The sequence below is a fragment of the Streptomyces sp. NPDC012769 genome (assembly GCF_042901205.1).
Lineage (GTDB): Bacteria > Actinomycetota > Actinomycetes > Streptomycetales > Streptomycetaceae > Streptomyces.
The window spans coordinates 644,902-667,682 of sequence record NZ_JBIBCP010000003.1; the positions used below are offsets into that span (position 1 = coordinate 644,902).

General features: G+C 73.2%; 17 protein-coding genes. 5 read left to right on the forward strand and 12 right to left on the reverse strand.

The features are described from left to right. Window positions 1-16 precede the first annotated feature (16 nt). The 3 genes from ACFY7C_RS18095 to ACFY7C_RS18105 form a co-directional block, all read right to left on the reverse strand. Window positions 17-529: a thermonuclease family protein gene (locus ACFY7C_RS18095; RefSeq protein WP_389650992.1), complete on the reverse strand. Its 513-nt coding sequence runs from the start codon at window positions 527-529 to the stop codon at window positions 17-19. A gap of 153 nt (window positions 530-682) precedes the next feature. Then, complete coding sequence (locus ACFY7C_RS18100; protein WP_389650995.1) at window positions 683-910, reverse strand: hypothetical protein; 228 nt, start codon at window positions 908-910, stop codon at window positions 683-685. A 170-nt stretch (window positions 911-1,080) separates the two neighbouring features. Continuing rightward, on the reverse strand, window positions 1,081-1,734 hold the full coding sequence (locus ACFY7C_RS18105) for a TetR/AcrR family transcriptional regulator C-terminal domain-containing protein (RefSeq protein ID WP_389650997.1): 654 nt from the start codon (window positions 1,732-1,734) through the stop codon (window positions 1,081-1,083). 188 nt (window positions 1,735-1,922) lie between these two features. Here ACFY7C_RS18105 and ACFY7C_RS18110 point away from each other — a divergent pair, with 188 nt between their 5' ends. Together ACFY7C_RS18110 and ACFY7C_RS18115 are read left to right on the forward strand one after the other, a co-directional pair. After that, a complete protein-coding gene (locus tag ACFY7C_RS18110) occupies window positions 1,923-3,752 on the forward strand; it encodes an ABC transporter ATP-binding protein (protein ID WP_389650999.1) in 1,830 nt (609 codons plus the stop codon). A gap of 125 nt (window positions 3,753-3,877) precedes the next feature. Then, window positions 3,878-5,593: an ABC transporter ATP-binding protein gene (locus ACFY7C_RS18115; RefSeq protein WP_389651002.1), complete on the forward strand. Its 1,716-nt coding sequence runs from the start codon at window positions 3,878-3,880 to the stop codon at window positions 5,591-5,593. Window positions 5,594-5,672: 79 nt separating this feature from the next. On the opposite strand, the gene ACFY7C_RS18120 is transcribed toward ACFY7C_RS18115, so the two are convergent. After that, on the reverse strand, window positions 5,673-6,530 hold the full coding sequence (locus ACFY7C_RS18120; RefSeq protein ID WP_389651005.1) for an MBL fold metallo-hydrolase: 858 nt from the start codon (window positions 6,528-6,530) through the stop codon (window positions 5,673-5,675). A gap of 330 nt (window positions 6,531-6,860) precedes the next feature. On the opposite strand from ACFY7C_RS18120, the gene ACFY7C_RS18125 reads away from it, so the two are divergent. Beyond that, window positions 6,861-7,490 carry a LuxR C-terminal-related transcriptional regulator gene (locus ACFY7C_RS18125; RefSeq protein WP_389651008.1) on the forward strand — a complete coding sequence of 210 codons (630 nt, stop codon included), beginning with the start codon at window positions 6,861-6,863 and terminating at the stop codon, window positions 7,488-7,490. A gap of 36 nt (window positions 7,491-7,526) precedes the next feature. On the opposite strand, the gene ACFY7C_RS18130 is transcribed toward ACFY7C_RS18125, so the two are convergent. The 7 genes from ACFY7C_RS18130 to ACFY7C_RS18160 form a co-directional block, all read right to left on the reverse strand. Then, window positions 7,527-9,332: an ATP-binding cassette domain-containing protein gene (locus ACFY7C_RS18130; protein WP_389651011.1), complete on the reverse strand. Its 1,806-nt coding sequence runs from the start codon at window positions 9,330-9,332 to the stop codon at window positions 7,527-7,529. Between the two features lie 65 nt (window positions 9,333-9,397). Further along, window positions 9,398-11,239, reverse strand: a complete 1,842-nt coding sequence (locus tag ACFY7C_RS18135; protein WP_389651014.1) for an ABC transporter ATP-binding protein — start codon at window positions 11,237-11,239, stop codon at window positions 9,398-9,400. A gap of 152 nt (window positions 11,240-11,391) precedes the next feature. Next, window positions 11,392-11,520 (reverse strand): SapB/AmfS family lanthipeptide, encoded by a 129-nt coding sequence (locus tag ACFY7C_RS18140; protein ID WP_389651017.1) that lies wholly within the window; start codon window positions 11,518-11,520, stop codon window positions 11,392-11,394. A 44-nt stretch (window positions 11,521-11,564) separates the two neighbouring features. Continuing rightward, entirely contained in the window at window positions 11,565-14,195 is a 2,631-nt protein-coding gene (lanKC, locus tag ACFY7C_RS18145; protein ID WP_389651020.1) for a class III lanthionine synthetase LanKC, read from the reverse strand. A 205-nt stretch (window positions 14,196-14,400) separates the two neighbouring features. Beyond that, complete coding sequence (locus ACFY7C_RS18150; RefSeq protein WP_389651023.1) at window positions 14,401-16,098, reverse strand: RICIN domain-containing protein; 1,698 nt, start codon at window positions 16,096-16,098, stop codon at window positions 14,401-14,403. Window positions 16,099-16,230: 132 nt separating this feature from the next. After that, a complete protein-coding gene (locus ACFY7C_RS18155; protein ID WP_389651026.1) occupies window positions 16,231-17,352 on the reverse strand; it encodes a sensor histidine kinase in 1,122 nt (373 codons plus the stop codon). Beyond that, window positions 17,349-18,029 (reverse strand): response regulator, encoded by a 681-nt coding sequence (locus tag ACFY7C_RS18160; protein WP_389651028.1) that lies wholly within the window; start codon window positions 18,027-18,029, stop codon window positions 17,349-17,351. Before ACFY7C_RS18160 ends, ACFY7C_RS18155 begins: the two co-directional genes overlap by 4 nt. Before the next feature lie 320 nt (window positions 18,030-18,349). Between ACFY7C_RS18160 and ACFY7C_RS18165 the strand changes: the two genes are divergently transcribed. Together ACFY7C_RS18165 and ACFY7C_RS18170 are read left to right on the forward strand one after the other, a co-directional pair. Further along, window positions 18,350-18,895 (forward strand): hypothetical protein, encoded by a 546-nt coding sequence (locus tag ACFY7C_RS18165; protein ID WP_389652727.1) that lies wholly within the window; start codon window positions 18,350-18,352, stop codon window positions 18,893-18,895. 245 nt (window positions 18,896-19,140) lie between these two features. Then, the gene (locus ACFY7C_RS18170) at window positions 19,141-20,292 is read left to right on the forward strand and encodes a DUF418 domain-containing protein (RefSeq protein ID WP_389651031.1); all 1,152 of its coding nucleotides are present in this window, start codon (window positions 19,141-19,143) and stop codon (window positions 20,290-20,292) included. Window positions 20,293-20,613: 321 nt separating this feature from the next. Here ACFY7C_RS18170 and ACFY7C_RS18175 read toward each other — a convergent pair whose 3' ends face one another. Beyond that, on the reverse strand, window positions 20,614-22,401 hold the full coding sequence (locus tag ACFY7C_RS18175; protein WP_389651034.1) for an ABC transporter ATP-binding protein: 1,788 nt from the start codon (window positions 22,399-22,401) through the stop codon (window positions 20,614-20,616). Window positions 22,402-22,781 lie beyond the last annotated feature (380 nt).

Sequence of the window (22,781 nt, forward strand, 5' to 3'; positions counted from 1 at the left end):
CGTCAGGCTCAGGCCGTCAGGCTGTGGGGCACGCGCCCCACAGACCGGCCTTGGCCTGCCGGGCGGCCGACTGGGCCTCGGTCATCGTCTTCCAGTGCTTGTCGTTGGGTTCGTACAGCACGCTCTTCGCATGGCCGCTGCGCACCAGCGACTCGTTGACGAAGACGCCCCGCTCGTTCCACACGTAGAGCAGGTAGCGGCCGTAGCGGTCCTTCAGCTGGACGTCGGTCTCCGTCCGCAGGACGCTGCCCCGTGGAAGCAGCTCGGCGGTCCGGGCGGTGGCCTGCCGGCTGTAGCAGGCGCCTCGCTCCGGGGTGTCGATCTCCAGCAGGCGCACCTTCGCGATCTGCCCGGCGGGCACGACCCGGCCGGTGCCGCGCACCTCCAGGGTGTCGCCGTCGACGACCCGGATGACGACGGGGCCCGGCGGCGCGGCCTGGGCGGGGGCGGCCGGGGCGAGGAGGCCGAGACTCAGGAGCACGGTGGCCGAGGCCGTCAGGGCCCCGGGCTTGCGGCACGACGAGCGCATGTCCACCCCTTTCCACGGGGGTTCTCCCTCTTCAGTACAGCATCGGGCGGCTGCGCACGCGAACCGCGTCCGGAGGGGGCCGGGTGGCCATTGACCACGGTCTTCTCGGGGAGGGCCCGACCCGCGCCGCGGGCGGGCCGGGCGCGGGGGACGCTACGCGGCCCGGTATTCGTGCGGTCGGCCGCCGCGCCACGACACCCAGTGCGGATCGTCGAGGATCCGCTCGGGGTCGAGCAGGCCCGCGCCCTCCAGGAAGACGACGAGCTCATGGTCGGAGTGTGCCAGCCCGAGGTAGCCGACCTCCTGCCCGCGGGCCTGCACGGTGACCCGCCGCCCGCCGGACGGGCTGGGCGGGTGCACGATGATCGGGGCCTCGCTCATGGCCCGGCGTCTGCCCGACCGCGACCGCTCTACACGTGACACCCGCCCGTTCGCCCGGGCCCGTCAGCCGTACATCGTCACGCAGTGAAGCGTCGCGAGCGCGTCGTCGAGGGGATGGGGCTGTGGCTCGGCGGCGGAGTCGAGCCTGTTCCGCCGCTGATCCGCTCGCGCTAGCGAGGGCGGCGGGGAGTGGAGGCGAGTTCCCTCTCGAATCCGGACAGCAACGCGTCGACGGCGAAGGCGAAGCGTGTCTGAGCCGCGTCCTCGCCCGACTCGCGGGCGGCGCGGACCAGCAACGGGTACGTGTCCGGGGCCAAGGAGCCCAAGGTGTCGGTCCCGCCGACATTGCCCGCCTGGGCGGCGGCGTGCCCGACGACGAGACTCGTCAGCGAGTAGGCGACGTCCAGAGCTCGGGGCAGGGGGAAGCCCGCCTCGTGCAGCATCGCCACCACGGCCTCCAGTGTCCGCGTCAGGCGGGGCGTCATGGCGGGCTGGGACAGCAGCAGCGGCACGGCGTTCGGATGCGCGCGGAGTGCGGCGGTCAGGGCGTGGGCGTAGGCGCTCAAGACCTCCCGCCATGGGGCGCCGTCGCCGAAGTGCGGGGGCACGGCCTCGGCGACGACCTGTTCGATCACCCCGTTGAGCAGGGCGACCTTGTTCGGTACGTGGTGGTAGACCGTCATGGCCTCCACGCCCAGTTCGGCGCCGAGCCGCCGCATCGACAGGGCCTTCAGACCTTCCTGGTCGACCAGTCGCAGCGCCGCCTCCAGGACGGCCTGCCGAGTGAGCCCCGCGCGCTGCCCGCGAGCCCTGTTGGCCGCCATGGCACCTCACCTTCCGCACCGGCCGCCGCGCGAACCGATTGACGATTCTTACGTCGTAAGTATAACGTCCCGCCGCATAGCCTTACATCGTAAGAATCCCTGAGGTGGGGTGCCAGGGGTGCCAGGGGTCCCCAGTGGTGTCCCAGAGGGCCCCAGAGTGTCCCGGAGTCGACGAGGACGAGAGGGCGATGACCACCAACGAACTCGCCGAGGCGAGAAATCAGTCCACACGACCACCGGACGATGCCGGTCCCGCGCGGGAGCAGCTCCCGCGGGAGCCGGGCATGGCAACGCTGCTGCGACCGTACGCGGCGGGGTTCGCTGCCGTCATCGGCCTGCAGGTCGTCGGCGCGGTGGCGGGACTGGCGCCGCTGCTCGCGGTCGTCGAGCTGGGGCGCGCCCTGCTCGCGCCGGGCCCGCTCGACCATGACCATGTCCGGTTCGTCGTGGTCGCCGGCGCGGCCGGCCTGTTCGTCAAGCTGCTGTTCACGGCCGCCGCGGTGGGAACCGGGCATCTGCTCGACGGTCGCGTGCAGTTGGCGTTACGCCGACGGCTGGCCGACCGGCTCGGTCGCGTGCCGATCGGCTGGCTCTCGCGCCGACGCAGCGGCGAGCTGGCCAGACTGGTGGGCGAGGACGTCGGAGCCGTGCACCCGTTCATCGCTCACACTCCCGGCGAGCTGGCCTCGGCCTTCGTCGTTCCGCTGGTCTCGCTGGTCTACCTGTTCACCGTGGACTGGCGGCTGACGCTGATCACGCTGATCCCGGTGGCCGCGGCGGTGGCGCTGGTGCCCCTGATGATGACTCCGGCCCGGCTGCGCGAGCAGGCCGACTTCGACGCGGCCATGGCGCGGATCGGGACTTCCGCCGTGGAGTTCGTCCAGGGCATCGCGGTGGTCAAGGCCTACGGCGGGGGCGAGCGCGCCCACCGTGCCTTCCGCGCCGCCGCCGACGACTTCGTCGCCGTCTTCCGCCGTTGGGTGCACGGGATCTCCCCGATCGCCGCGGCGATGCAACTGGCCCTCTCACCCCCGTTCGTCCTGCTGGCCGTCCTGATCGGCGGCGCGGCACTGATCACCGGCGGCGGAATGCCCCCGGCCGACCTGCTGCCGTTCCTGCTCCTCGGCCTCGGACTGACCGCCCCGGTGGCGGCGCTCGGGCACGGCTTCGACGAGCTGCAGGCCGCCCGCCGCGCCGTCGCCCGGATCCGCGACGTGCTCGCGGTGCCACCGCTGCCGGAGCCGGCCGACCCGGTCGCGCCGCGAGGACACCGGGTGGAGCTGCGCGGCGTCCGCTTCGCCTACGAACCCGGCCGCGACGTCCTGCGCGGGATCGACCTCACGCTGGAGCCGGGAACGGTCACCGCCCTCGTCGGACCGTCGGGAGGCGGCAAGTCCACACTGGTCCAGCTGCTGCCGCGGTTCGTCGACCCGACCAGCGGCTCGGTCCGCCTGGGCGGCGTCGACCTGCGCGAGCTGAGCAGCCGGGAGCTCTACCGCCACGTCTCCTTCGTCTTCCAGGACGTCCGTCTGCTGCGCGCCTCGGTCGCGGACAACATCGCGCTCGCCGTACCGGACGCCCGGCCGGAGGAGGTGGTGCGCGCCGCCCGGCTGGCGAACATCCACGACCGCGTCCTCGAACTGCCGCGCGGGTACGAGACGGTGATCGGCGAGGACGCCTGGCTGTCCGGAGGCGAAGCCCAACGCGTCGCGCTCGCCCGCGCCCTGCTGGCCGACACCCCCGTGCTGGTGCTCGACGAGGCGACCTCCTTCGCCGACCCGTACACCGAGCAGGCGGTGCGCCGCGCCCTGGACACGCTGCGGGAGGACCGGACGGTCCTGGTCATCGCGCATCGCCTGGAGACCGTCGTCGGCGCCGACGCCGTCGCGGTCCTGGAGGACGGAGTGATCGTCGAGCACGGCAGGCCTGGTGAGCTCCTCGCCAGGGGCGGCACGTTCGCGGCGCTGTGGCGCACCCCTCACGCGGCGGAACCCACCCGAGGGGGCGAGCGGCCGTGACGACGCACGACGCACGGTCCGGAAGACCGGGCCGTGACGACGCACGACGCACGGTCCGGAAGATCCGAGGGATCCGCGGGAGTCGTGTCCGCGTTCCCTCCTCGAACGGCAAGGAGAGGACCTCGATGATCCGCGTGCTGCTGCGCGTGCTGGGCCACCAGTACTCCCGCCCGATGCACCGCACCCTCGCCCTGATGACGACGACCGCGGTCGTCGAGGGTCTGTCGTACGCCCTGCTGGCACCCGTCCTGCGCGCACTGCTCGGGGACACACCGGACGGCGCCTGGCCCTGGCTGGGCGCGTTCGGGGCCACGCTGGCGCTCTACGCTGCGCTGCGCTATCTCAGCGACCTGTCGGGGTTCCGCGTCGGCACGGCGCTGCTGCGCGGCGTGTACCACCGGCTCGGAGACCACCTGGCCCGGCTGCCGCTCGGCTGGTACGGCACGGCCCGGGTCGGGGAGGTGTCCGTCCTGGCCGGCCAGGGCGTGCTGCGGGCGATGAGCTCGGTCGCGCACCTGCTGGCGCCGTTCGTCTCCGCCGCCGTGACGCCGCTGACGATCGTCGCCGTCATCCTCGCCCTCGACTGGCGGTTGGGCGTGGCCGCGTTGTCCGCCGTTCCCCTCGTGGCGGCGATCCAGGTCCTGACCGGACGGTCGACGGCGACGGAGGATGCCGAGCGTGCCACGCGCGACCGCGAGGCCACTACCAGGGTCGTCGAATATCTCCAGGCCCAGCCGGTGCTGCGGGCCGGCGGCCGGACCGTCGAACGCTTCCGACTGCTCGACGACGCCCTGCGGCAGGTCCAGCGCGCCTCCCGCCGTTCGACGCTCTCGGCGCTGCCCGGCGTGCTGGGCCTGACCCTGACGGTGCAGGCGGTCTTCACCGCGGTGCTCGTCCTGGGGGCGTACCGAGCGCTCGGCGGGCAGATCGGGGCAGCGGAGCTCCTGACGGTCCTGGTGCTGGCCGCCCGCTGCGCGGATCCGGTGCTCTCCCTGGCCGACCTCGGCGGCAAGCTGCGCGCCGCACGCGGCGAACTGGCCCGGCTCGACGCCGTACTGCGCACCGAACCGCTCCCGCGGGCTCCCGGCCCGGTCGAGCAGCTCGGCCATGGCCTGGAGCTGGAGTCGGTCGCCTTCCGCCACGGTGGCCACACGGTGTTCGACGACCTGACCCTGTCCGTCCCCGAGGGGCAGCGGCTGGCCGTGGTCGGGCCGTCGGGTGCGGGCAAGAGCACTCTGCTCCAGTTGCTCGCACGGTTCTACGACGTGGACGCGGGCACCGTGCGCGTCGGCGGTGCGGACGTGCGCGCGATCGGCGCCGAGGCGCTGATGGCGCAGTTCGCCATCGTCTTCCAGGACGTCTATCTCTTCGACGGCACGATCGAGGACAACGTGCGCCTGGGCCGCCCCGACGCCACCGCCGCCGAGGTGCGCGCGGCCGCGGCCGCCGCGCGCCTGGACGAGGTGGTCGAGCGGCTGCCCGACGGATGGGCGACCGACGTCGGGGAGGGCGGCGCACGGCTGTCGGGCGGCGAGCGCCAACGCGTGTCGATCGCCAGGGCGCTGCTCAAGGACGCGCCGATCGTTCTGCTGGACGAGGTCACCTCCGCGCTGGACCCCGTCAACGAGGCGGCCGTCCACGCCGGCATCGAGCGCCTGATGGCAGGGCGGACCGTGGTGATGGTGGCCCACCGGTTGAGCACCGTCCGGCACGCCGATCGCATCGTCTTCCTCGACGCCGGCCGCATCGTCGAGGAGGGCGGCCACGACGAACTGCTGCGCCTCGGTGGTCGCTACGCCGATTTCTGGCACCTGTCCCAGGCGCCCGGTGCGAGGAGGTGACCGACGGACGAGGTGGCTGATGCGGAGGGCGGCGCTCCGGACCCGCCCCCGAGGCCTGACCGGCCGCGAACCGCCGCGATCACGCCGAGATGAACGGCTCCGTCAGATGCGGCGTCGCCAGGTGCAGCGTGGTGGCGGTTTCGCGCGCGAGCATGCGCTTCCTCGAGTGCCTGGCCGCCTCCGGGTCGAGCTCGTGCGCGTAGGCGAGCTCGGGACGGAGCAGTTGGAGCGCGTGCACCAGCAGGTCACCGGTGATGAGCGCCACGTCGCGCCCGTCGGCGATCAGCACGCTCTGGTGTCCGGGCGTATGGCCGGGCGTGGCGACGGCGCGCCCGGTGCGCAGCGGCGTGTCCCCGTCGAGGAGCCGGAGCCGGCCGGCGGCCGCGAGCGGGTCGGTGAGGGTCTCGCGGAGCTGCGGGTTGAGCGCGTCGAGGGCGTCGAACTCGGCGCGCTGCAACAGATAGTCGGCGTTCGGGAAATAGGGGCGGCGGCCGCTCGTCGAGGCGTTGCCGTCCACCGCGCCGCCCGCTGACGGGACGGCCGCCTCGGTCACGACCGCCCACCCGACGTGGTCGGTGTGGAGATGGGTGAGCACCACGGTGTCCACCTCGGCCGGGTCGATGCCCGCGGCGGCGAGCGACTCGGGAAGCACACCGGGCACGGGCGCCCACGAGCCGGCCGGGCTGTCCGCCGGACCGATGCCGGCGTCCACGACGGTGAGCCCCTTGTCGCCGCGGATCGCGTACGCGCGAAACCGGAGCCGCCAGCGTCCCTCGGCGTCGACCGCGCCCGGGTCGTAGCTGTCGGCCTCGGCCCACTGCGCGGCCGTGGCGTCGGGGAACGCCTCGGAGCGCGGCGCGAAGAACGGGCCCTCGCCGTCGGCGAGCGCGATGATCTCGGCCGAACCGATCCGGAGGCGGGGAACGTGGCGGGACATGAGGTGATCCTGCCATGCCGTCGCCGCCGGGGGAGCGGCAATCGGCGCCTTGGACAAGAGCCCGGACAAGAGCCCGGGCATGGGGGCAGCGCGCCCTCTGCGCGCCGTGCGGGGGTGGGATCTGGACAATCCCCGTGCGGTCCGGTCGGCACCGCACGTCGTCGGCCTGCGTCCCCGTGGCCGGCACGGATCGGATCCGGCCGAGACGCTTCGGAGTGCGCCCCCCGTGCGCCCGGTAACGCGTTCCTGCCGGAGCGCCAAGGGCAGAGGGGTGGGGGTGGCTGCTCGCGTCGTGCGCCCCTGGCACGACGCAGGACCGAAGGGCTGGGAATGATACGCGTGACGGTGGTCTACGAGGCACGGCTCCTGCGCACCGCGCTCGAGGAACTGCTGCGGACGAGCGGGATCCATGTGGTCGCCTCGCTGCCCCGGTGGCCGCACGGCCCGGCCGCCGAGCGGTCGGAGACGGATGTGTACGTCGCCGACGCCGAATGTCTGCCACCCTCCGTCGTACCCGCACCCTCCGTCGTCCCCGCGACCGCCTGCTTACCCTCGCCCGGAGCCGACGCGGCGGGCCGCTCGGCGCTCTTGGCACTCGTCCCGGGGCAGCGGCCGGGGGTGCTGAGACGGGCTCACGCGGCGGGAGCGGCCGGCTTCGTCGACAAGGACAGCTCCAAGTGTCGACTGGTGGAGGCCGTGCACCGGCTGGCCAGAGGGGAGCGCTTCATCGACGACACGCTGGCGCTCGGCTTCCTCCAGGCCGCGGAGATGCCCCTGACCCGGCGTGAGCTGAGTGTCCTGTCGCTGGCCGCCAAAGGAGCGCCGATCTCCGAGATCGCCGCGACGCTGTTCCTGTCCAAGGGCACCGTCCGCAACTACATGGCGAGCGTCATACGCAAGGTCGGCGCGCGCAACCGTGTGGACGCCATCCGGATCGCCCAGGGCGCCGGGTGGACCTGACCCGCGGCCGCGTGAGGTCGCCGCGGCCCGGGTGGCTCACCGCTCCGCCTCGCCCCAGTGCCCCATGAGGTCGCGGTAGAGAGCGGAACCCTCCAGCAGCTCCGCGTGCGTGCCGCACTGGGCACGGATGCCGTCGAGGACGAGGACGCGGTCGGCCCGGAGCGCGGACGACAGCCGGTGGGCCACGACGACCAGGGTTCCGGGCCGGGCCCGCAGGGCGTGTTCGGCCGTGGCCTCCGCGACGGGATCCATGTGGCAGGTCGCCTCGTCCAGCAACAACAGCGGGGGGAAGGCCAGATGGGCCCGTCCCAGGGCGATGAGCTGGCGTTCGCCGAGGGACAGGGTGTCGGGCGTCAGCGTACGGTCGAGACCGCCCACCCGGTCGACGAGCGGCCGCAGGGCCAGCGCGTCCACGGTCCCGTCGACATCGGACCGGCCGGCGCCGGGCCGCAGGTAGCACAGGTTGTCCCGCAGCGTGCCCGTGAAGACGTACGCCTCCTGGGGAAGCAGCACGCGCAGGGCCGCGAGCTCCGGCGGCCGGCAGGCCCCGATCGCGCGGCCGAAGAGCCGCACCTCCCCTTGCTCGGGCGTCAACAGGCCCGCCATCGCGTGCAGAAGGGTCGACTTGCCGATGCCGCTCGGACCGACCACCGCGAGGTGTTCACCCCGCTCGACGGTCAGCTCGAGCTCGTCCAGTACGGCGCGGGCCCCCGGTCCGTACGCGGCCCGTACGCGGCGCAGCTCCACGGCCGCGGTCGCCCGGCCCGTACGTCGGGGACCGGTCGTGGGAGCGGAGGGCGGAGGGGCGGCGGGCGGAGGGGCGGCGGGCGGGGGGGCGGCGGGCGACGGCCGGGTGAGCCGGTCCAGGATGACGAACAGCCGCGCGCCCGCCGCGCCCAGCACGGCCATCAGCGTGTGCAGGGCGGGGAGCAACGCCTGGAGGACGTAGGTGAGCGCCCCCACCATGGCGCCCGCCGTGACGCCCTGGCGGAGGAGCCACGGGGCCGCGGCGAGCAGCAGGAACACCGGCAGCTGCCCGGCCGTCGCCACGGAGAGCGTGCGGACGGCCGCCCAGCGGGCCAGGGCACGCTGGGCGGCCGCGGCCTCGTCGACGGCACGGCGGTTCTCCGCGGCGGTCGGCTCCTGGGCGCCGCAGGCCACGATGTCGCGCAGGGCGGTACGGGTGATCTCGGCGCGCCGGCCGACGGCCTCGTCGGCGTCGAGACAGCGGTGCTGGGCCCGAGCCATGGGCCGTAGGGACGCCGTGAAAAGGGCGAGGCCCAGCACCAGGGGAGGTATCACGACGAGGAGGAACTGCGGCGCGAGCGACACCAGTCCGGCGAGTGCTCCCACGGCGACGAACACGAAGGAGCGGGCCGCGAGCACCAGTCCGGCGAAGCTGTCCCGGGCGATCTCGGTCTGGCTCGTCAGCCGGGACACCGCGGTGGTGTCCACGCCGCGGCCCGCGGCGGTGGCCGAGCGCAGGGCCCGTACGACCGACCCTCGTACGAGGTCGTCACGCAACGTCTCCGTGAGGTGGGGGAGTTGCGCGAAGATTCCCCGGACGACGGGAGCGCCGAGAAGGATGGCCACGGCGGCCCCCGCAAGCCAGAGCAGTCCTGTCGCGGGGGAGCCCTTCAAGAAGCCGTCGTCGAGGGAGCGGGCCACGCAGTAGCCGCCGAGGAACGTCTGGGCGGACTCGGCGGCCGACCATGCCGCCAGTTTCCCCAGGACGCCCTTGCGGCGGAGCAGGAGGGACCGGATCGGCGCCGTGGCGCGTCGCCGGGCCGTGGGCGCCTCCCCGGAGGCCCGGGCCGTAGCGGGCGTCCGAGCGACTGTCACGGTCGGCTCCGTCGGCTCCTTCGCCTGCGCCGGATCCTTCGCCCGCGTCGTGCGCGGTGTCGCTGTCACGTGCGCACCTCCGCTCCGGTCGGCGATGTCGACGAGCCGGTCGGCGGCGTCGACGTCTTCGCCTCGGGTGTCGCCGCTTTCAGCTCGGGTGTCACCGTTTCCACCTGGTTCGCCGGCGTCGAAGCCTCCGCCGTGAACACGGCGCGGTAGTCCGGGTCCTCCCACAGCAGACGGTGAGTCCCGGTCCTCCGCACGCGGCCCGCTTCCATCCAGACCACCCGGTCCGCTCGGGCGGCGGTGGACACCCGGTGGGCCACGATCAGCCTGGTGCACGGTCGTGGTGACGCGGCGAGGGCGCGTTCCACCTGCCGTTCGGTGGCCGTGTCGAGGCTCGACGTCGCGTCGTCGAGGATCATCAGACGCCCCTGGCCGATGAAGGCCCGTGCCAGGCCCAGACGTTGGGCCTCTCCGCCGGACAGCGGAGCCTCGTCCACCGGGGTCTCGTACCCCCGCGGCAGCAGCCGGACGAAGGCGTCGGCGCAGGCGGCCGTCGCGGCCTCCCTGACCCTCTCCGCCGTGGCGGGGCCCTGCGCGGGCCCGGTCCCGGCGGCGAGCGCCGCGCCGATCGTGACGGTGGCGCCGCCGTCGAAGACCGGACGTGCGAAGGCGTACGCGGTCGCCCCGCGCAGCTCCCCCGCTGCCAGGTCGGACAGGTCGACACCGTCCAGCAGAACGTGTCCGGCATCGGGGTCGGTCAGCCTGCCCGCGACGGCCGCCAGAGTGGACTTGCCCGCACCCGAGCGGCCCACGACGGCCACCGTCGACCCGCCGTCGACGGTGAGCGTCACGTCCGTGATCAGGGGAACGCCTTCGCGCACCACCCGTACCCCCCGCAGCTCCAGTTCGCCGGGCCCGTCGGGCGGCAGGGCGGCGGAGCCGTGGGGCATCGGCGCCAGACGGGCGAGCTCGGCGGTGCGGCGGCCCGCGCTGCGGGCCCGGACCAGGGTGCCGAGGGGCGCCGCGATGCCGCCGATCCCGGCGGCGAGCGCCGCGTACCGGGACACGGCGAGCAGTTCGCCCACGGTGACGTCACCGGCGGCGAGGCCGGTTCCCGCCACCGCGACGACCGCCGTGGTGAGCAGCGGGAGGAGGACCCCGCTCCGGGCCACGGCACGGCCGTGGACGAGCCACATGCGGGTGCCGTGCAGGGTGAGTTCGGGCAGTGGGGCGAGGACGCGGTCCTCCTCGCGGCGGGTCGTGTCGGCGGCGGCGATGGTACGGGCGCCGCCCAGCGCTTCGGCGAGCCGGGCGGCGATGGCGCCCTGTGCCCGCTGGTACCGGCCGACCGAGTCGGAGGACTGGGTGGCGAACGCGCGCAGCAGCAGCAGGAGCAGCGGCAGGCCGGCGGCGAAGACCACCGCGGTCCAGGGGTGCACGACCGCCAGGGCCACGAGCGCTCCGACCGGCACGAGTACGGAGGACACCGAGGTCGCGAGGGCCGCCGGGGCGGAGCCGCTGTCCGTGGCGTTGACGCACAGCCGGGCGGCGACGTCACCGCCCGAGTGGGGCGCCGCCCGGTGGGGTGCGGTGCCGAGGAGGCCCGCCAGTGCGCGCATCCGGATCCACGCGGTGGCGCGGGCGTTGGCGAGCTGGGTCAGGAGCACGGCGCCGGACTCCGCGAGGATCTCCGCGGCGAGCAGTGCGGCGGTCCACATCAGCCACGTCTCCGCCCCGGGCCCGTGGCGCAGCAGCAGGTCCAGGGTCCTGCCGGCGATCGCGGGGACGGCGAGCGAGCAGGCGGCGCCGACGACGGAACAGAGCAGCAGCGCCGCGGTGAGGCCCGAGGTGTGCCGTACGGCACCGAGGAGCAGCCGGTCGGAACAGGTCGGCGAGGCCATCCGATCCCCTCTCTTCTCCTACGGGAGCGGCCTTTCCGAGGGGCCGCCGACAGCCGGTGGCCCCGACGGGCGGTGCCCCGGGAGCAGCGCTCCAGGGGCACCGTGACTCCGCACCGGCGTGTTCAGGTCGCCGGGCCGGAAGCCGGATCGGGTCAGTTACAGGTCGTCACGCTGAGGCTGCTGTCGCCGCAGAGGAGCAGGCTCGCGCGGCTGCCGGACTCGACGTCGCCCATGGCCTCGTCCTTGGGGGTCTCCAGCGACTGAAGGTCGAACAGGTTCATGATCGTTTCCTTTCGAGTGGGGACAGTGGTGCGGGACGACCCCGTCAAGGGGCCGGTTCGTGGGGCCGCGGAAGCGGCGGGAGGAAGGGCAGGTGCGCCGGGCGGTCGTCCAGCGCCGCCGCGAGGGCCAGCAGGACGCCGGCGCTGCCGGTGGAGAGGTCCATGGAGAGGCGCATCATCTGCTCGCCCGGGAAGGCGAGATGCCCCTGGTAGGACATGCCGTGCCAGCCGAGGCAGCCGATCTGGCGGCGTACGTCCTCCAGAGTCGTACCGGGTCCGCCGAGGTTCGTACGGGCGAGGTGGAGCACCATTCCGGCGACGCCGCGGAAGAGGCCCGGCTGGGCGTAGAAGGTGGCCTGCGCCGCCCGCACGATCTCGCGGCGGGCCCGGTCGAGGGCATCGTCGTGCCGGTGGAGCAGATAGTCGTCGATCACCATGCCGATGCCGACACTGCCGGCGCCGAGGTAGGGCATCGTGCGCCAGCCTTCGTCGACCTGCAGGGTCCCGGAGGCCCCGCGGACGCAGCGGGAGAGGTCGTCGTGGAGCGCCTCGGCGGCGAGGTCGAGGAGTGCGGTGTCCCGCGTGCGCTCGTAGAGCCGTATGAACAGCAGGGCCCGTCCGGCACCGCCGTGCAGCAACCCCGTGCGCACCTTGCCCGGCGCCGCCCCCGACGTTCCGGCGGACGTCCGGAGCGGGCGGGCCGTCAGCTCGGCGCACCGGAGGGCCGCCGCGCGCAGGCCGCTCTCGCCGGTGGCGGTCGCCAGGGCGTCCAGGGCGAGGCCGATGCCGGCCGTCCCTCCGTGCAGGTCGGGGGCGAGGGCGTCGTGGTCCTGTTCGAGGACGAGTGCGGCCAGTTCGAGCGCGGCGGCCGTGTGTCCGAGCCGGTCGAGGGTCCACGCGACGCCGGTGAGCCCGTCGTAGAAGCCGAGCGGCGTGCCGGAGTCGGGTTCCTTGGCGTACCGCAGCAGTCTGTCCTCGGCCTCCGGACATCGAGGGGCCCCGCTCTCCCGCAGGGCGTGGAGCACTCCCGCGGTGCCGTACGCCACGGACATGCCGCCGCCGGCGGTGGCGAACTGGGCGATGTCGCCGGGAAAGAACCGGTCCTCCCTGCCGGGCGTCGCCGACGCGAGGACGGCGCGCACCAGGGAGTCACGGCTGGCCGGCCAGTCACCCGGCTCCACGGGCAGGAACCGGGAGCCGTGCGGGTGCCGAGCGGGCACCCCGGCGCCCTCGCCGGGCCGGTCACCGGCCGGCTCGCGCATGATCTCCCGCACCGCCTCGTCCAGGAAACCGGGGGGCAGGGGGAACCGCGCCGCGGCGGCCTCCGCCAGGTGCGCGGCCTTGGCCCGGTCCACGGCCAGCAGACTCGTGAGGGGGATGAACAGGGCGATCCGGAGGCACGCGAGGGCGTACCGGTCCACGTCGAAGCCCCGCCGGTCGGCCGGTGCCACGAACGCCGGGTTGGCGACGGTCTGGCGACCGCCCTTCGAAGCGGGCGCGGCCGCCTCGAAGTCCAGCAGCACCACCGAGGACTCGTCCTCGGACACCATGATGTTGAACAGGTGCAGGTCGTTGAAGACGATTCCGCGTGCGTGGACCTCGGCCACGGCCCGCTCGACGAGCCCGTGGATCCGCAGGGCCCACTCCGCGTACGCGGCGAGCCTCTCCGCCGGCGGATCGGCCTCCATCAGCGGATGCCGCCGGGCGAAGAACGTGTTGAGCGGCTTGCCCTCCACGAACTCCAGCGCCAGGAAGTGGTGGTCGCCGATCGTGAAGCTGTCGAGGACCTCCGGGGTGCAGGCGAGGCCCGAGAGCTTCTCCAGCGCGTCGCGCTCGCGGTGCAGCCTGCTCACGGCGTCCGCCCCGTCCGCGGCCAGCCCGGCGTACGGGCGCGCCTCCTTCAGGACGACCCGCCGACCGGTCGACCGGTGCCGGGCCTCGTACACTCCGCCGCCGTTGGAGAAGTGCAGCGCCTTCTCGATCTCGTACGGCATGTCCCGCACGGTCACCGCGGCCCGTGCCGCGAGGTGCGGGAGCAGGAAGGCGGGCGGGGTCACCCAGTCGGGCACGTGGAAGACGGGGCCGCGGGGATCGGGTACGAGCGTGCCGGAGCCGTCCTCCAGGGCCGGCCGCAACTCCCCGTCCTCGTCGTAGCAGTGGCGGCGGGTGAAGCTTCCGTACCGCAGGTGCACGGGGCCCCGGCCCCACCGCAGATCGCTCAGGATGTACGGACCGGGCTCGCCGTCCAGCAGCCCGGCCAGGTCGCCGGCCACGCGCTCGCACTCCCGGTCGTCGGCCGGGTAGACGGTGATGAACTTGCCGCTCGCCGAGCGGTCCGCGTACTTGGCGTTGCGCTGGTGCAGCAGGTAGCGGCTGGGGACGAACTTGAAGGCGACGTCCTGCCCGAGGCAGTACTCCCGGACCTTGGCGAGGACCGCCTCCGCGTTGTCGAGACCGGCCGAGACGTGGATCTTCCAGCCCTGCGAGGGGAGCGGGCGGTCCAGCGGACGCAGAGCGAGCCAGTCGCCCGTCCGGTGAGAGGTCCAGCCCTCCGGTACGGGGAGGGTGGCGGCCCGGTAGAGGGAGCCGCTCTCGGCCTCGGCGAACACGAGGCGGTGCGGCGCGTCGTAGAAGTGACGGTCGGCGTCGCAGAAGACCGCGTACCCCTTGTTCACTGCGCACTCCCTCGGTCGGTGACGGACAAGACGTTGTCACGCCCCTCACGAGCCCCGACAGTCGCCGCTGTCACCTTCCGCATGTGCGGAACGCACGAGTAACCAGGGCTGCCCGGCACCGGACCTTCGTGACGGAGGTCGTGACGACGAGGGGCCGGCCCCCGTGCGGGCCGGCCCCTCGTCGTGTCCGGGGAGCGGTTGCGGACTAGAAGCCCTTCACCACCCAGTCCTGGACGTTCGGGGTCGGGCTGCCCTGGGTCCACAGGGTCAGCCAGACGCCGTTGCCCAGGGAGTTGCCCTTGGGCGTGATGGCCTTGCCGTAGGCGTTGACCGCGCTGCCGTCGGCCGACGGGGAGAACCGCTGGACGTCACTGGCGGGATTGCACGTCCACAGGGTCAGCAGCGCCCCGTTGGTGTTGGCGCCGTTGGCCTCGGGAGTGATGCACTTGCCGCTCGTCCTGTGGACGATCAGGCCGTTCTCGTACTTCCACCGCTGAGCGTCCGATCCCGTGCAGGTCCACACCGTGATCGGGGTGCCGTTGGCGGTGCCGTTGCCCTGGGGCGTCGCGCAGACGGAGCCCGCCACGTGGAAGTTGGTGAGCCAGCTCCAGCCGTCGACGGGCTTGCCGGCGTCGGGCTGGACGTTGAACACGACCCTGCGCGGTCCGCTGGAGTCCACCAGTGCCTCGTTGGCGCCCCAGAGCCGCTTGGCGAGGGGGTCCCAGGACAGGCCCTGGGTCAGCCACGGCGCCTGGGTGAGGACGTGCGGCGCCTCGCCGGGCTTGGCCACGTGGATGCAGGAGTAGCCGCCCGGCCAGTACGTGGGGCAGGTGCCGCTCATGTAGTAGTTGGTGCCGTCCGTGGCCGTGCCCTGGATTCCCCACACGGGGGAGGTGTAGCCCGTGGTCTCCGAGGCGACCGTGGTGGGAAGGCCGGTGCCCAGGGACGACAGCGGCCAGCGGACGATGCGGGCGCCCGCGCCGTTCCTGTTCTCCACCGAGACCAGGGCCGGCGTCGCGCCGGAGCGGTCGACGCTCAGGCTGCTGAGGCACAGCTCGTTGTTGACGGACGGACCGCAGGCGCGGGGAGTGTTGTTCACCCAGGCCGTGGAGACGTTGTCGACCGCGGCGGTGCTGACGGTGCTGTAGCGGGCGACGAGCGGCATCGCCCAGAGGTGGAAGCGGGCGGAGGTCTTGCCCGCTTCCAGGCGGGTGAAGGCGGTCGTGGTGTCGTTCATGCGCCACATGCGGGTCAGGTCGAAGACCTGGAGCTCCGCGCCGTTGGCGACGAACAGCCGGTTGCCGTACCAGGCGACGCCGTCCGAGTGCGAGATGTACTCGAGGGGCTTGAAGTTGCCGTTGACCGGCTCCACGAGCGCGATGTGCCCGTACTTGACCTGGCCGCCGGCCGACTCCGCGATGGTGACCCTCGCGTAGTCCTCGACGGTCTTCGGATCGCGGCTCTCCATGTAGGTGCCGTGGTACCAGGAGGTGACGGTGAGGGAGCGGCCCGCATACAGCCCGTCGGCGGTGGCGGCATGCGAACCCGAGAAGCCCTGCGGCATCCAGCCACCGCCGCCGTCCGCGTAGTTGGACCGGTCGTCGTCGTCGTCCCAGCAGAACCCGTCGGGCTTGAGGGCGCCGTTCAGAGCGGTGGCGTGACACAGTCCCGGGCGCCCCGTACGCGTGCCCAGGACATCGGTGACGGACGCCGTGGCGACACCGGCGGCCTCGGCGGAGTTGATCAGACCCGTCTTGTCCCCGTCCACGCGGGTGAGCTTGAAGTTCGCGGCGAACGGGTCGAGGCCGGAGGCGGCCTGGGCGGGCTGGGTCGGGATCAGGACGGAGGCAGCGACGGCCGCGCCGAGCGCGAGCTGGGCGAGCCGACCTCTTCGTCCGAACATGAGTTTCATTCGTTCAGTTAACCATCGCGAACCCTCAAGATCATTTTCTTCACGAGGTCTCCACGCAGGTCACAGGGTCGCCCCAGGTGCCCCCACCGGTCGAGGCATCCGGGAGCATCGGCTGGTTCGTGGTCAGGCGGGCCGGCCGGGGGCTCGCAGTCGGATCCTGTAACCGCCTTCCGGGGTGGGTTCGGCGGTCAGGGTGCCGTCGAGCAGTTCGGCGCGTTCTCTCAGGCCGATGAGGCCGTGGCGGGCGCTGGGCAGGGCGACGGTCGGGCGGGTGGGGGCGGTGTTGGTCACGGTGACGCCGAAGTGGTGTGCGTCGTGCCACAGGTGGACGTCGGCGCGGGCTCCGGGGGCGTGCTTGCGCACGTTGGTGAGGGCTTCCTGGACCGTGCGGTAGATGGTGCGCTGGGCGGTGGTGCTGATGCCGGGAGGAAGCTCTCCGGACAGGGTGGCCTCGATGCCGCTGTTGGCGATGAGCTGCTGGAGGTCGGCGAGGGTGGGTTGGGGGGTGAGCTCGGTCGTCTTGCCGCCGGAGGCGCGGAGCAGCGTGACCATGTGGCGGAGTTCGTCGAGGGTGTTCGCGCTCAGGGTGCGGATGGTGCGGGCGGCCTCGCGGGCGTCGGGGTCCTTCGCGGCCATCTGCAGGGCTCCGGCCTGGACGGCGATCAGACTGACCTGGTGGGAGACGACGTCGTGCATCTCCCGGGCCATCTGGGCTCGTTCGCGGGCGAGGACGGTCTGGGCGTACAGGGCGCGTTCGTGCTCCCGGGCCTCCTTGACCTCGACGAGCCGGCGGGCCACGTCGTGCCTGGCCTGCACGAGCTGGCCGAACAGTACGGGGGCGAAGGCCGTGGCCAGCGTGTAGACGAACTGGACGAGCGTCCAGGTCCGGTCGCCGTCGAACGCGTCGGACAACGGCCACAAGAGGGTGGCCGCAGTGGCGTTCAGCAGGGCGCAGCCGGCGAGCAGCGGGCGGTTGCGGGTGGACGCGGCCAGTGTGTACAGGGCGGCGATCGGCGCGACCGCCACGTCCATGAACAGGGTCATGGGCAGGGTCAGCAGGAAGACGGCCGACGGGAAGCGCCTGCGCAGGAGCAGGGCGGCGGAGCCCGCGGCGGCGCAGGCCCACATCACAGGGGTGCCCTCGCCCAGGAGGTTGATCCAGGCGTCGAGCGCGGCCAGCGCCACGAGCCCCATGTCGACGGCCCGGGGAGGCAGCCGCCGCCACACTGCGCGGCCCGTGCTCATCGCCCCCTGTCCCCTGTTGTGTTGTCGTCGTTGTGGGTGAGCAGTCCGGCGCGCTCGGCGAGGAGCGCGGCCTGGACACGGCCGGAGACCCGCAGCTTGGTCAGGATCGAGCTGACGTGGTCCTTGACGGTGCCCGCGCTCAGATGGATGCGGGTGCCGATGTCGGCGTTGGACAGTCCTTCCGCAATCAGGACGAGGACGTCGCGTTCCCGGTCGCTGAGGAGGCCGACGCGTGCGACGTCCGCGTCCTGGGGCGCTCCGGCCCCCGGGTGGCCGCGCAGCAGCGCGCGTGATGCCTTGGGCGACATGACGACGCCGCCCGCGGCCAGGGTGCGGACCAGCTGGGCGAGTTGCTCGGGCTCGGTGTCCTTGAGCAGGAAGCCGGAGGCTCCCGAGCGCAGCGCGGTGAGGATGTACTCGTCGGTGTCGAAGGTGGTCAGCATGGCGACGTGCGGTGGTTCGGGCAGTTCCTGGACCTGCCGTAGGACGGTCAGGCCGTCCACGTCCGGCATGCGGATGTCGAGGAGCACGACGTCCGGCCGCTCGCGCCGGATCACGTCGGCCGCCCGCGCGCCTTCGGCGGTCGCCACGACCTCGATGCCGTCGGACGCGTTCAGGATCATCCGGAAACCGGACCGGACCAGGGCCTCGTCGTCCACCACCACTACCCGGATCACCGGCGTCCGCCTCACACTCTCGTCTGCGCTGTCCCCATGCACGGCGACCCCGTGCATGCGGGGGTCCCACGTGCTCGTACGGGTTCGCCTGACGCCGACCGTACGCCGGGCAGGGTACGCGGTGACGTGAGCACCCACCGACTGCGGACACCCGGCGGATCGGCTCCAGCCGTTCGGGGGGTGCGCTCCGGCCGTTCGGCAGGCCGGCGGGCGAGGCTCGGCGGATGGCGCCCGCCGTGCTCGTACCGTGGGATCGGTCATGGGCCCGCCAGTCCGGGGACCGCAGCCGCTGTCCGCACCGCTCCGAGGACCGTCCCGCCCTGCCCGGCTCGCACCTGCGTCAGTCCGTCCGTGCCCTGCGCCGCCTGGCCGCGCGTCCCCATGTGCTGTTCGGGGGTGTGTACGGGGCGGTGCTGGCCAGCTCGATGGTGGTCGCCCTGTCGGAGCAGGGGGAGACGGCGGCGGCCGACCGGTTGACCAGCGCCCAGTGGCTCCTGGTCACGGCCGCCGCCTCGGCCCTGGCCCACGGCTACGCCCACCTGATCGCCCTGCGCGGTGACCGGACCCACCACGGCGTACGCGCCGGGGTGCGGATGCTGATGTCCGAGTGGCCGCTGGTGGCGGCGACGGTACCGACGCTGCTCCTCCTGCTCGGCGCGGCCTGGGGATGGTGGCCCTCGGAGGGCGTCGAGTACGTGGTCTCCGCCGTGAACGTGGTCCTGCTGTTCACCTGGGGCCTGCTCGCGGCCCGCGCCGCCGGCCGCACCTGGGCCTCCGCCCTGCGGATCGGCGTGGTGGACGCGCTGCTCGGACTCGTGGTCGTCGTGGCCAACGCCCTCATCAAGGAGAACCGGGCGGTCAGCTGACCGCCCTCGGCGAACCCGCCTGCGTGATCCGTCCGCCCCGGCCCGCCGGTCGGCGGGGTGGTCGCGACCGGTCGGCGGGGGTGCCGCCGAAACCTGCCGGGTGGTCCGCCTCCCCACCCCACCGGGAGGTTCCTCGTATGACACAGATACAGCCGCCGCAGGCGACGTCAGCTCCGCCGGAGAACACATCTCCCGTGCCCGCAGCCCCGCCCCACTCCGCCGGGAAACCTTCGGGCGGCCCCTCGATGGGACGCCTGGTCGGCGTGGACCTGGCCCGCGCGCTGGCGGTGTTCGGCATGTACATCGTCCACATCGGCCCGGTGCTGTCGTCCACGCACGGCGTCGGCACCTGGGTCCGGTATCTCGCCGACGGTCACTCGTCGGTGCTGTTCGCCACCCTCGCCGGTTTCTCGCTGATGCTGATCGCCGGCCGCCGTGAGCCGAAGACCGGCCTGGCGGGCCGCCAGGCGAAGGCCCGGATCGCGATCCGCGCCGTGGTCCTGCTGGCCCTGGGCACCGTGCTGGCGAGGGAGTACGGGGGAGTGATCATCCTCGGCTTCTACGGTGTCTACTTCCTCCTCGCACTGCCCCTGCTGAGGCTGTCCGCCAAGGCCCTGGCGATCACCGCGGCCGGGCTCGCGCTCGTCACACCGCAGCTGGCGTTCGTGCTGAACTCGCGGCTCGGCGAGTCCGTCCAGCAGACCGTCGACGCCTACGATCCGCTCAAGAAGATCAGCGAGGTCGGCGTCCTCGACCTGCTGCTCACCGGCTTCTATCCGACGATCACCTGGATGTCGTTCGTCGTCGCCGGCATGGCGCTGGCCCGCCTGGACCTGTCGGCCCTTTCCGTCCAGCGCCGCCTGGCCGCGCTCGGCGCCGCCCTGACCGCCGGCGCCTACGGCCTGTCCCTGCTGCTGGCGGGCCCGAACGCGCTGCGCAGCATGGCGGAGGACGGGAAGTCGTCGTCCGCAGGGTTCGAGACGGCGCCGTCCTTGGGCAGCGGATCCCTCGAGACCCCCCGGCGGGCGGCCTCGGAACTGCTGTCCGCCGGGCCGCACAGCGGCACCACGTTCGACATCATCGGCAGCGTCGGCGTCGCCGTCCTCGTGATCGTCGGAGCGACGGTGCTCATGGACCGCCTGCCGCGCCTGCGCAGCCTCGCGAAACCCGTCATCGCCGTGGGCACCATGTCCCTGACGGCCTACGTCGGCCACTTCCTCGCCCAGTCCATGCTCGGCGTATCGGCCGGCGAGAGCACCCAGACCTCCTGGATCCCCGTCCTCACGTTCATCCTCGGGGCCATCGCGTTCGCCGCGGTCTGGTCCCGCCTCTTCCGCCGCGGACCGCTGGAGGCGCTGCTCAACGCCGCCACCAAGCCGGCGAAGTACGTCCGGTGACGCCGGCCGGGGCGGGCGGACTCTCACGGCCCGCCCCGGATCCGACGGCCCTCGACGTTCGGCGGCGTGCCCGACCGGACGCCAGGCGATCGTGCTCGGCCTGCTCGCCTGCAAGGCGCTCCCCGACGGCCCCTGCGCGGACACCGCCCTGTACGCCATGACCATCACTGTGCACGGCGTCCTGCTCCACGGCCTCGCCTCGACGCCCCTCGCCCGCCTGCACGCCTCCTCCGTGCCGCGGAATCGACGGCTGTCCGGTGCCACTTCGCCGTCCAGCAGAGCTGCCCCCGTCGTGCGGCGGGGGCAGCCCGGGGACTTCTCTCAGCGGCCCGGGCACTCGGCCGGGAGCAAGAGCTGGGTCGCGGCGAGCTGTGCGTACAGCTCGTCCCCGGCCACCAGCTCCTCATGGGTGCCGATCGCGCGGACCCTGCCGGCGTCCATGACGACGATGCGGTCGGCGTCCGTCACCGTGGACAGGCGGTGTGCCACCACCAGGACGGTGGTCTCGCGTGCCGTCTCGGCGATGACGTCCCGCAGCGCCAGCTCGTTCACGGCGTCGAGCTGTGAGGTCGCCTCGTCCAGGAGCAGCAGCCGAGGTCTGCGCAGCAGCGCGCGGGCGATGGCTACGCGCTGGCGCTCACCGCCGGACAGCTTCGAGCCGCGGTGCCCGACCAGGGTGTCCAGGCCGTGCGGGAGACGGTCGACGAGGGTGTCGAGCCCGGTCCTGGCGAGGACGGCGCGGACGTCGTCCTCCGTCGCGCCGGGCGCGCTGAAGAGCAGGTTCTCCCGCAGCGTGCCGGCCAGAACCGGAGCGTCCTGCTCGACGTACCCGATGACGGACCGCAGCTCGGACAGCGGCCACTGCCGTATCTCCCGTCCGTCGACCAGGATGCGCCCGCCGGTCGTCTCATAGAACCGTTCGATGAGCGAGAAGACCGTCGACTTGCCCGCGCCCGAAGGCCCGACGAAGGCGGTCATCCCGGCGCCCGGCGCCTCGAAGTCCACCTGCCGGTGGATGTACGGCAGCCCGGGCCCGTAGCGGAACGACACGTCCTCGAAGCGGACCGACGCCGGACGCACCCCGGTCCGCACCGGCTCGTACGTGGCCGGCGGCTCCGCCGCCAGGCGGTCCACCTCCTTGATCCGGCAGACCGCGGCCGCGCCCTCCTGGTACGCGGAGGCGGCCTCGACCAGCTTGTACACCGGCTCCATCAGGTAGAACAGGTACAGGAGGAAGGCGATGAGCGTGGAGACGGGGATGTCCCCGGACGCCACCCGCGCCCCGCCGACCGCGAGCACCGCGAGGAACGCCAGCTCGACGGCGAGGTTGTCCGCCGTTCCCAGCAGGGCCTCCCACTTGGCGCCGCGCACGCCGTGGCGCCATGCCCGCCGGGCCGACGCCTCGACGCGGGCGGTCTCCCGCTCCTCGGCGCCGGACGCCTTCACCGTGCGGAACGCGCCGAAGACCCGCTCCAGGCCGGTGGACATCTCCCCGACCGCGGCCTGGGAGCGCTCGGCGGCCTGCCCGATCCTCGGCATCACCAGGGCGGCGCCCGCGCCGACGACCAGGACCACGACGAGGGTGACGCCGAGCAGGACGACATCGAGGAAGGCCATCACCACGACCGCCGCGATCAGCGTGAGCGCCCCCGTCGCGGCGTTGACCACCGCCTGGGTGCTGACGGCACGCAGGAGCGTGGTGTCGGAGGTAACCCGTGACATCAGATCGCCCGGCTGCATCCGGTCCACCGCCGAGAGCCGCAGCCGCAGCAGCCGGCCGATCAGGCTGCGGCGAGCGGCCAGGACCACCGACTCCGCGGTCCGCTCCAGCACATAGGCGCCGAACGCCTCGGCCACCGTGCTCAGCAGCACCAGCACGGTCAGCGCCAGCAGGATGGCGGCGAGCGTGCCGCCGGACGAGAGCCGGTCGACCAGCGCCTTCGTGGCCAGCGGCTGCAGCAGCCCGCCGGCGGCGCCCACCAGCGCCAGCAACAGACCGAGTGCGACGGTCCACCGGTGCGGGCGGACGTACCCGTACAGCGCCTTGAGCGTCTCGCGGACGCGCAGGGACTGGGCACCCGTCGCCTCCGGGGCGGATGCGGTGTTCACAAGCTTCCTTCCGTACGTGCTCTCCCGCGCAGCGCGTCAGCGGCGGCGGGCATCGGTCCGAACCGCCGCCCGACGTTCCCACGGTCCCCTGCTCCGGCCGGCGGCCGACGGGAAGTGCTGGGCTCCCGCTCCCGCGCACGCTCTGACATGCCACCAGCCTGGAAGCCCGTGCCTCCCGTCGGCCATCCGACGATCGTCGGCAGCGCCCCCGCCAAGTGGCTGGAACCCCCCACCACACACGGTGTCTTCTGGTGTCCCGAGCTCACAGCGGCACGAATCTCTGACTCGGATCACCAGGGGGCGCCCGCTGCGGGCCGGCCGACCGTCCTCGACCGACCCCTCGCGGCTCGGGGCCGAACCTCCTCAGTTCGGTGTGGCCG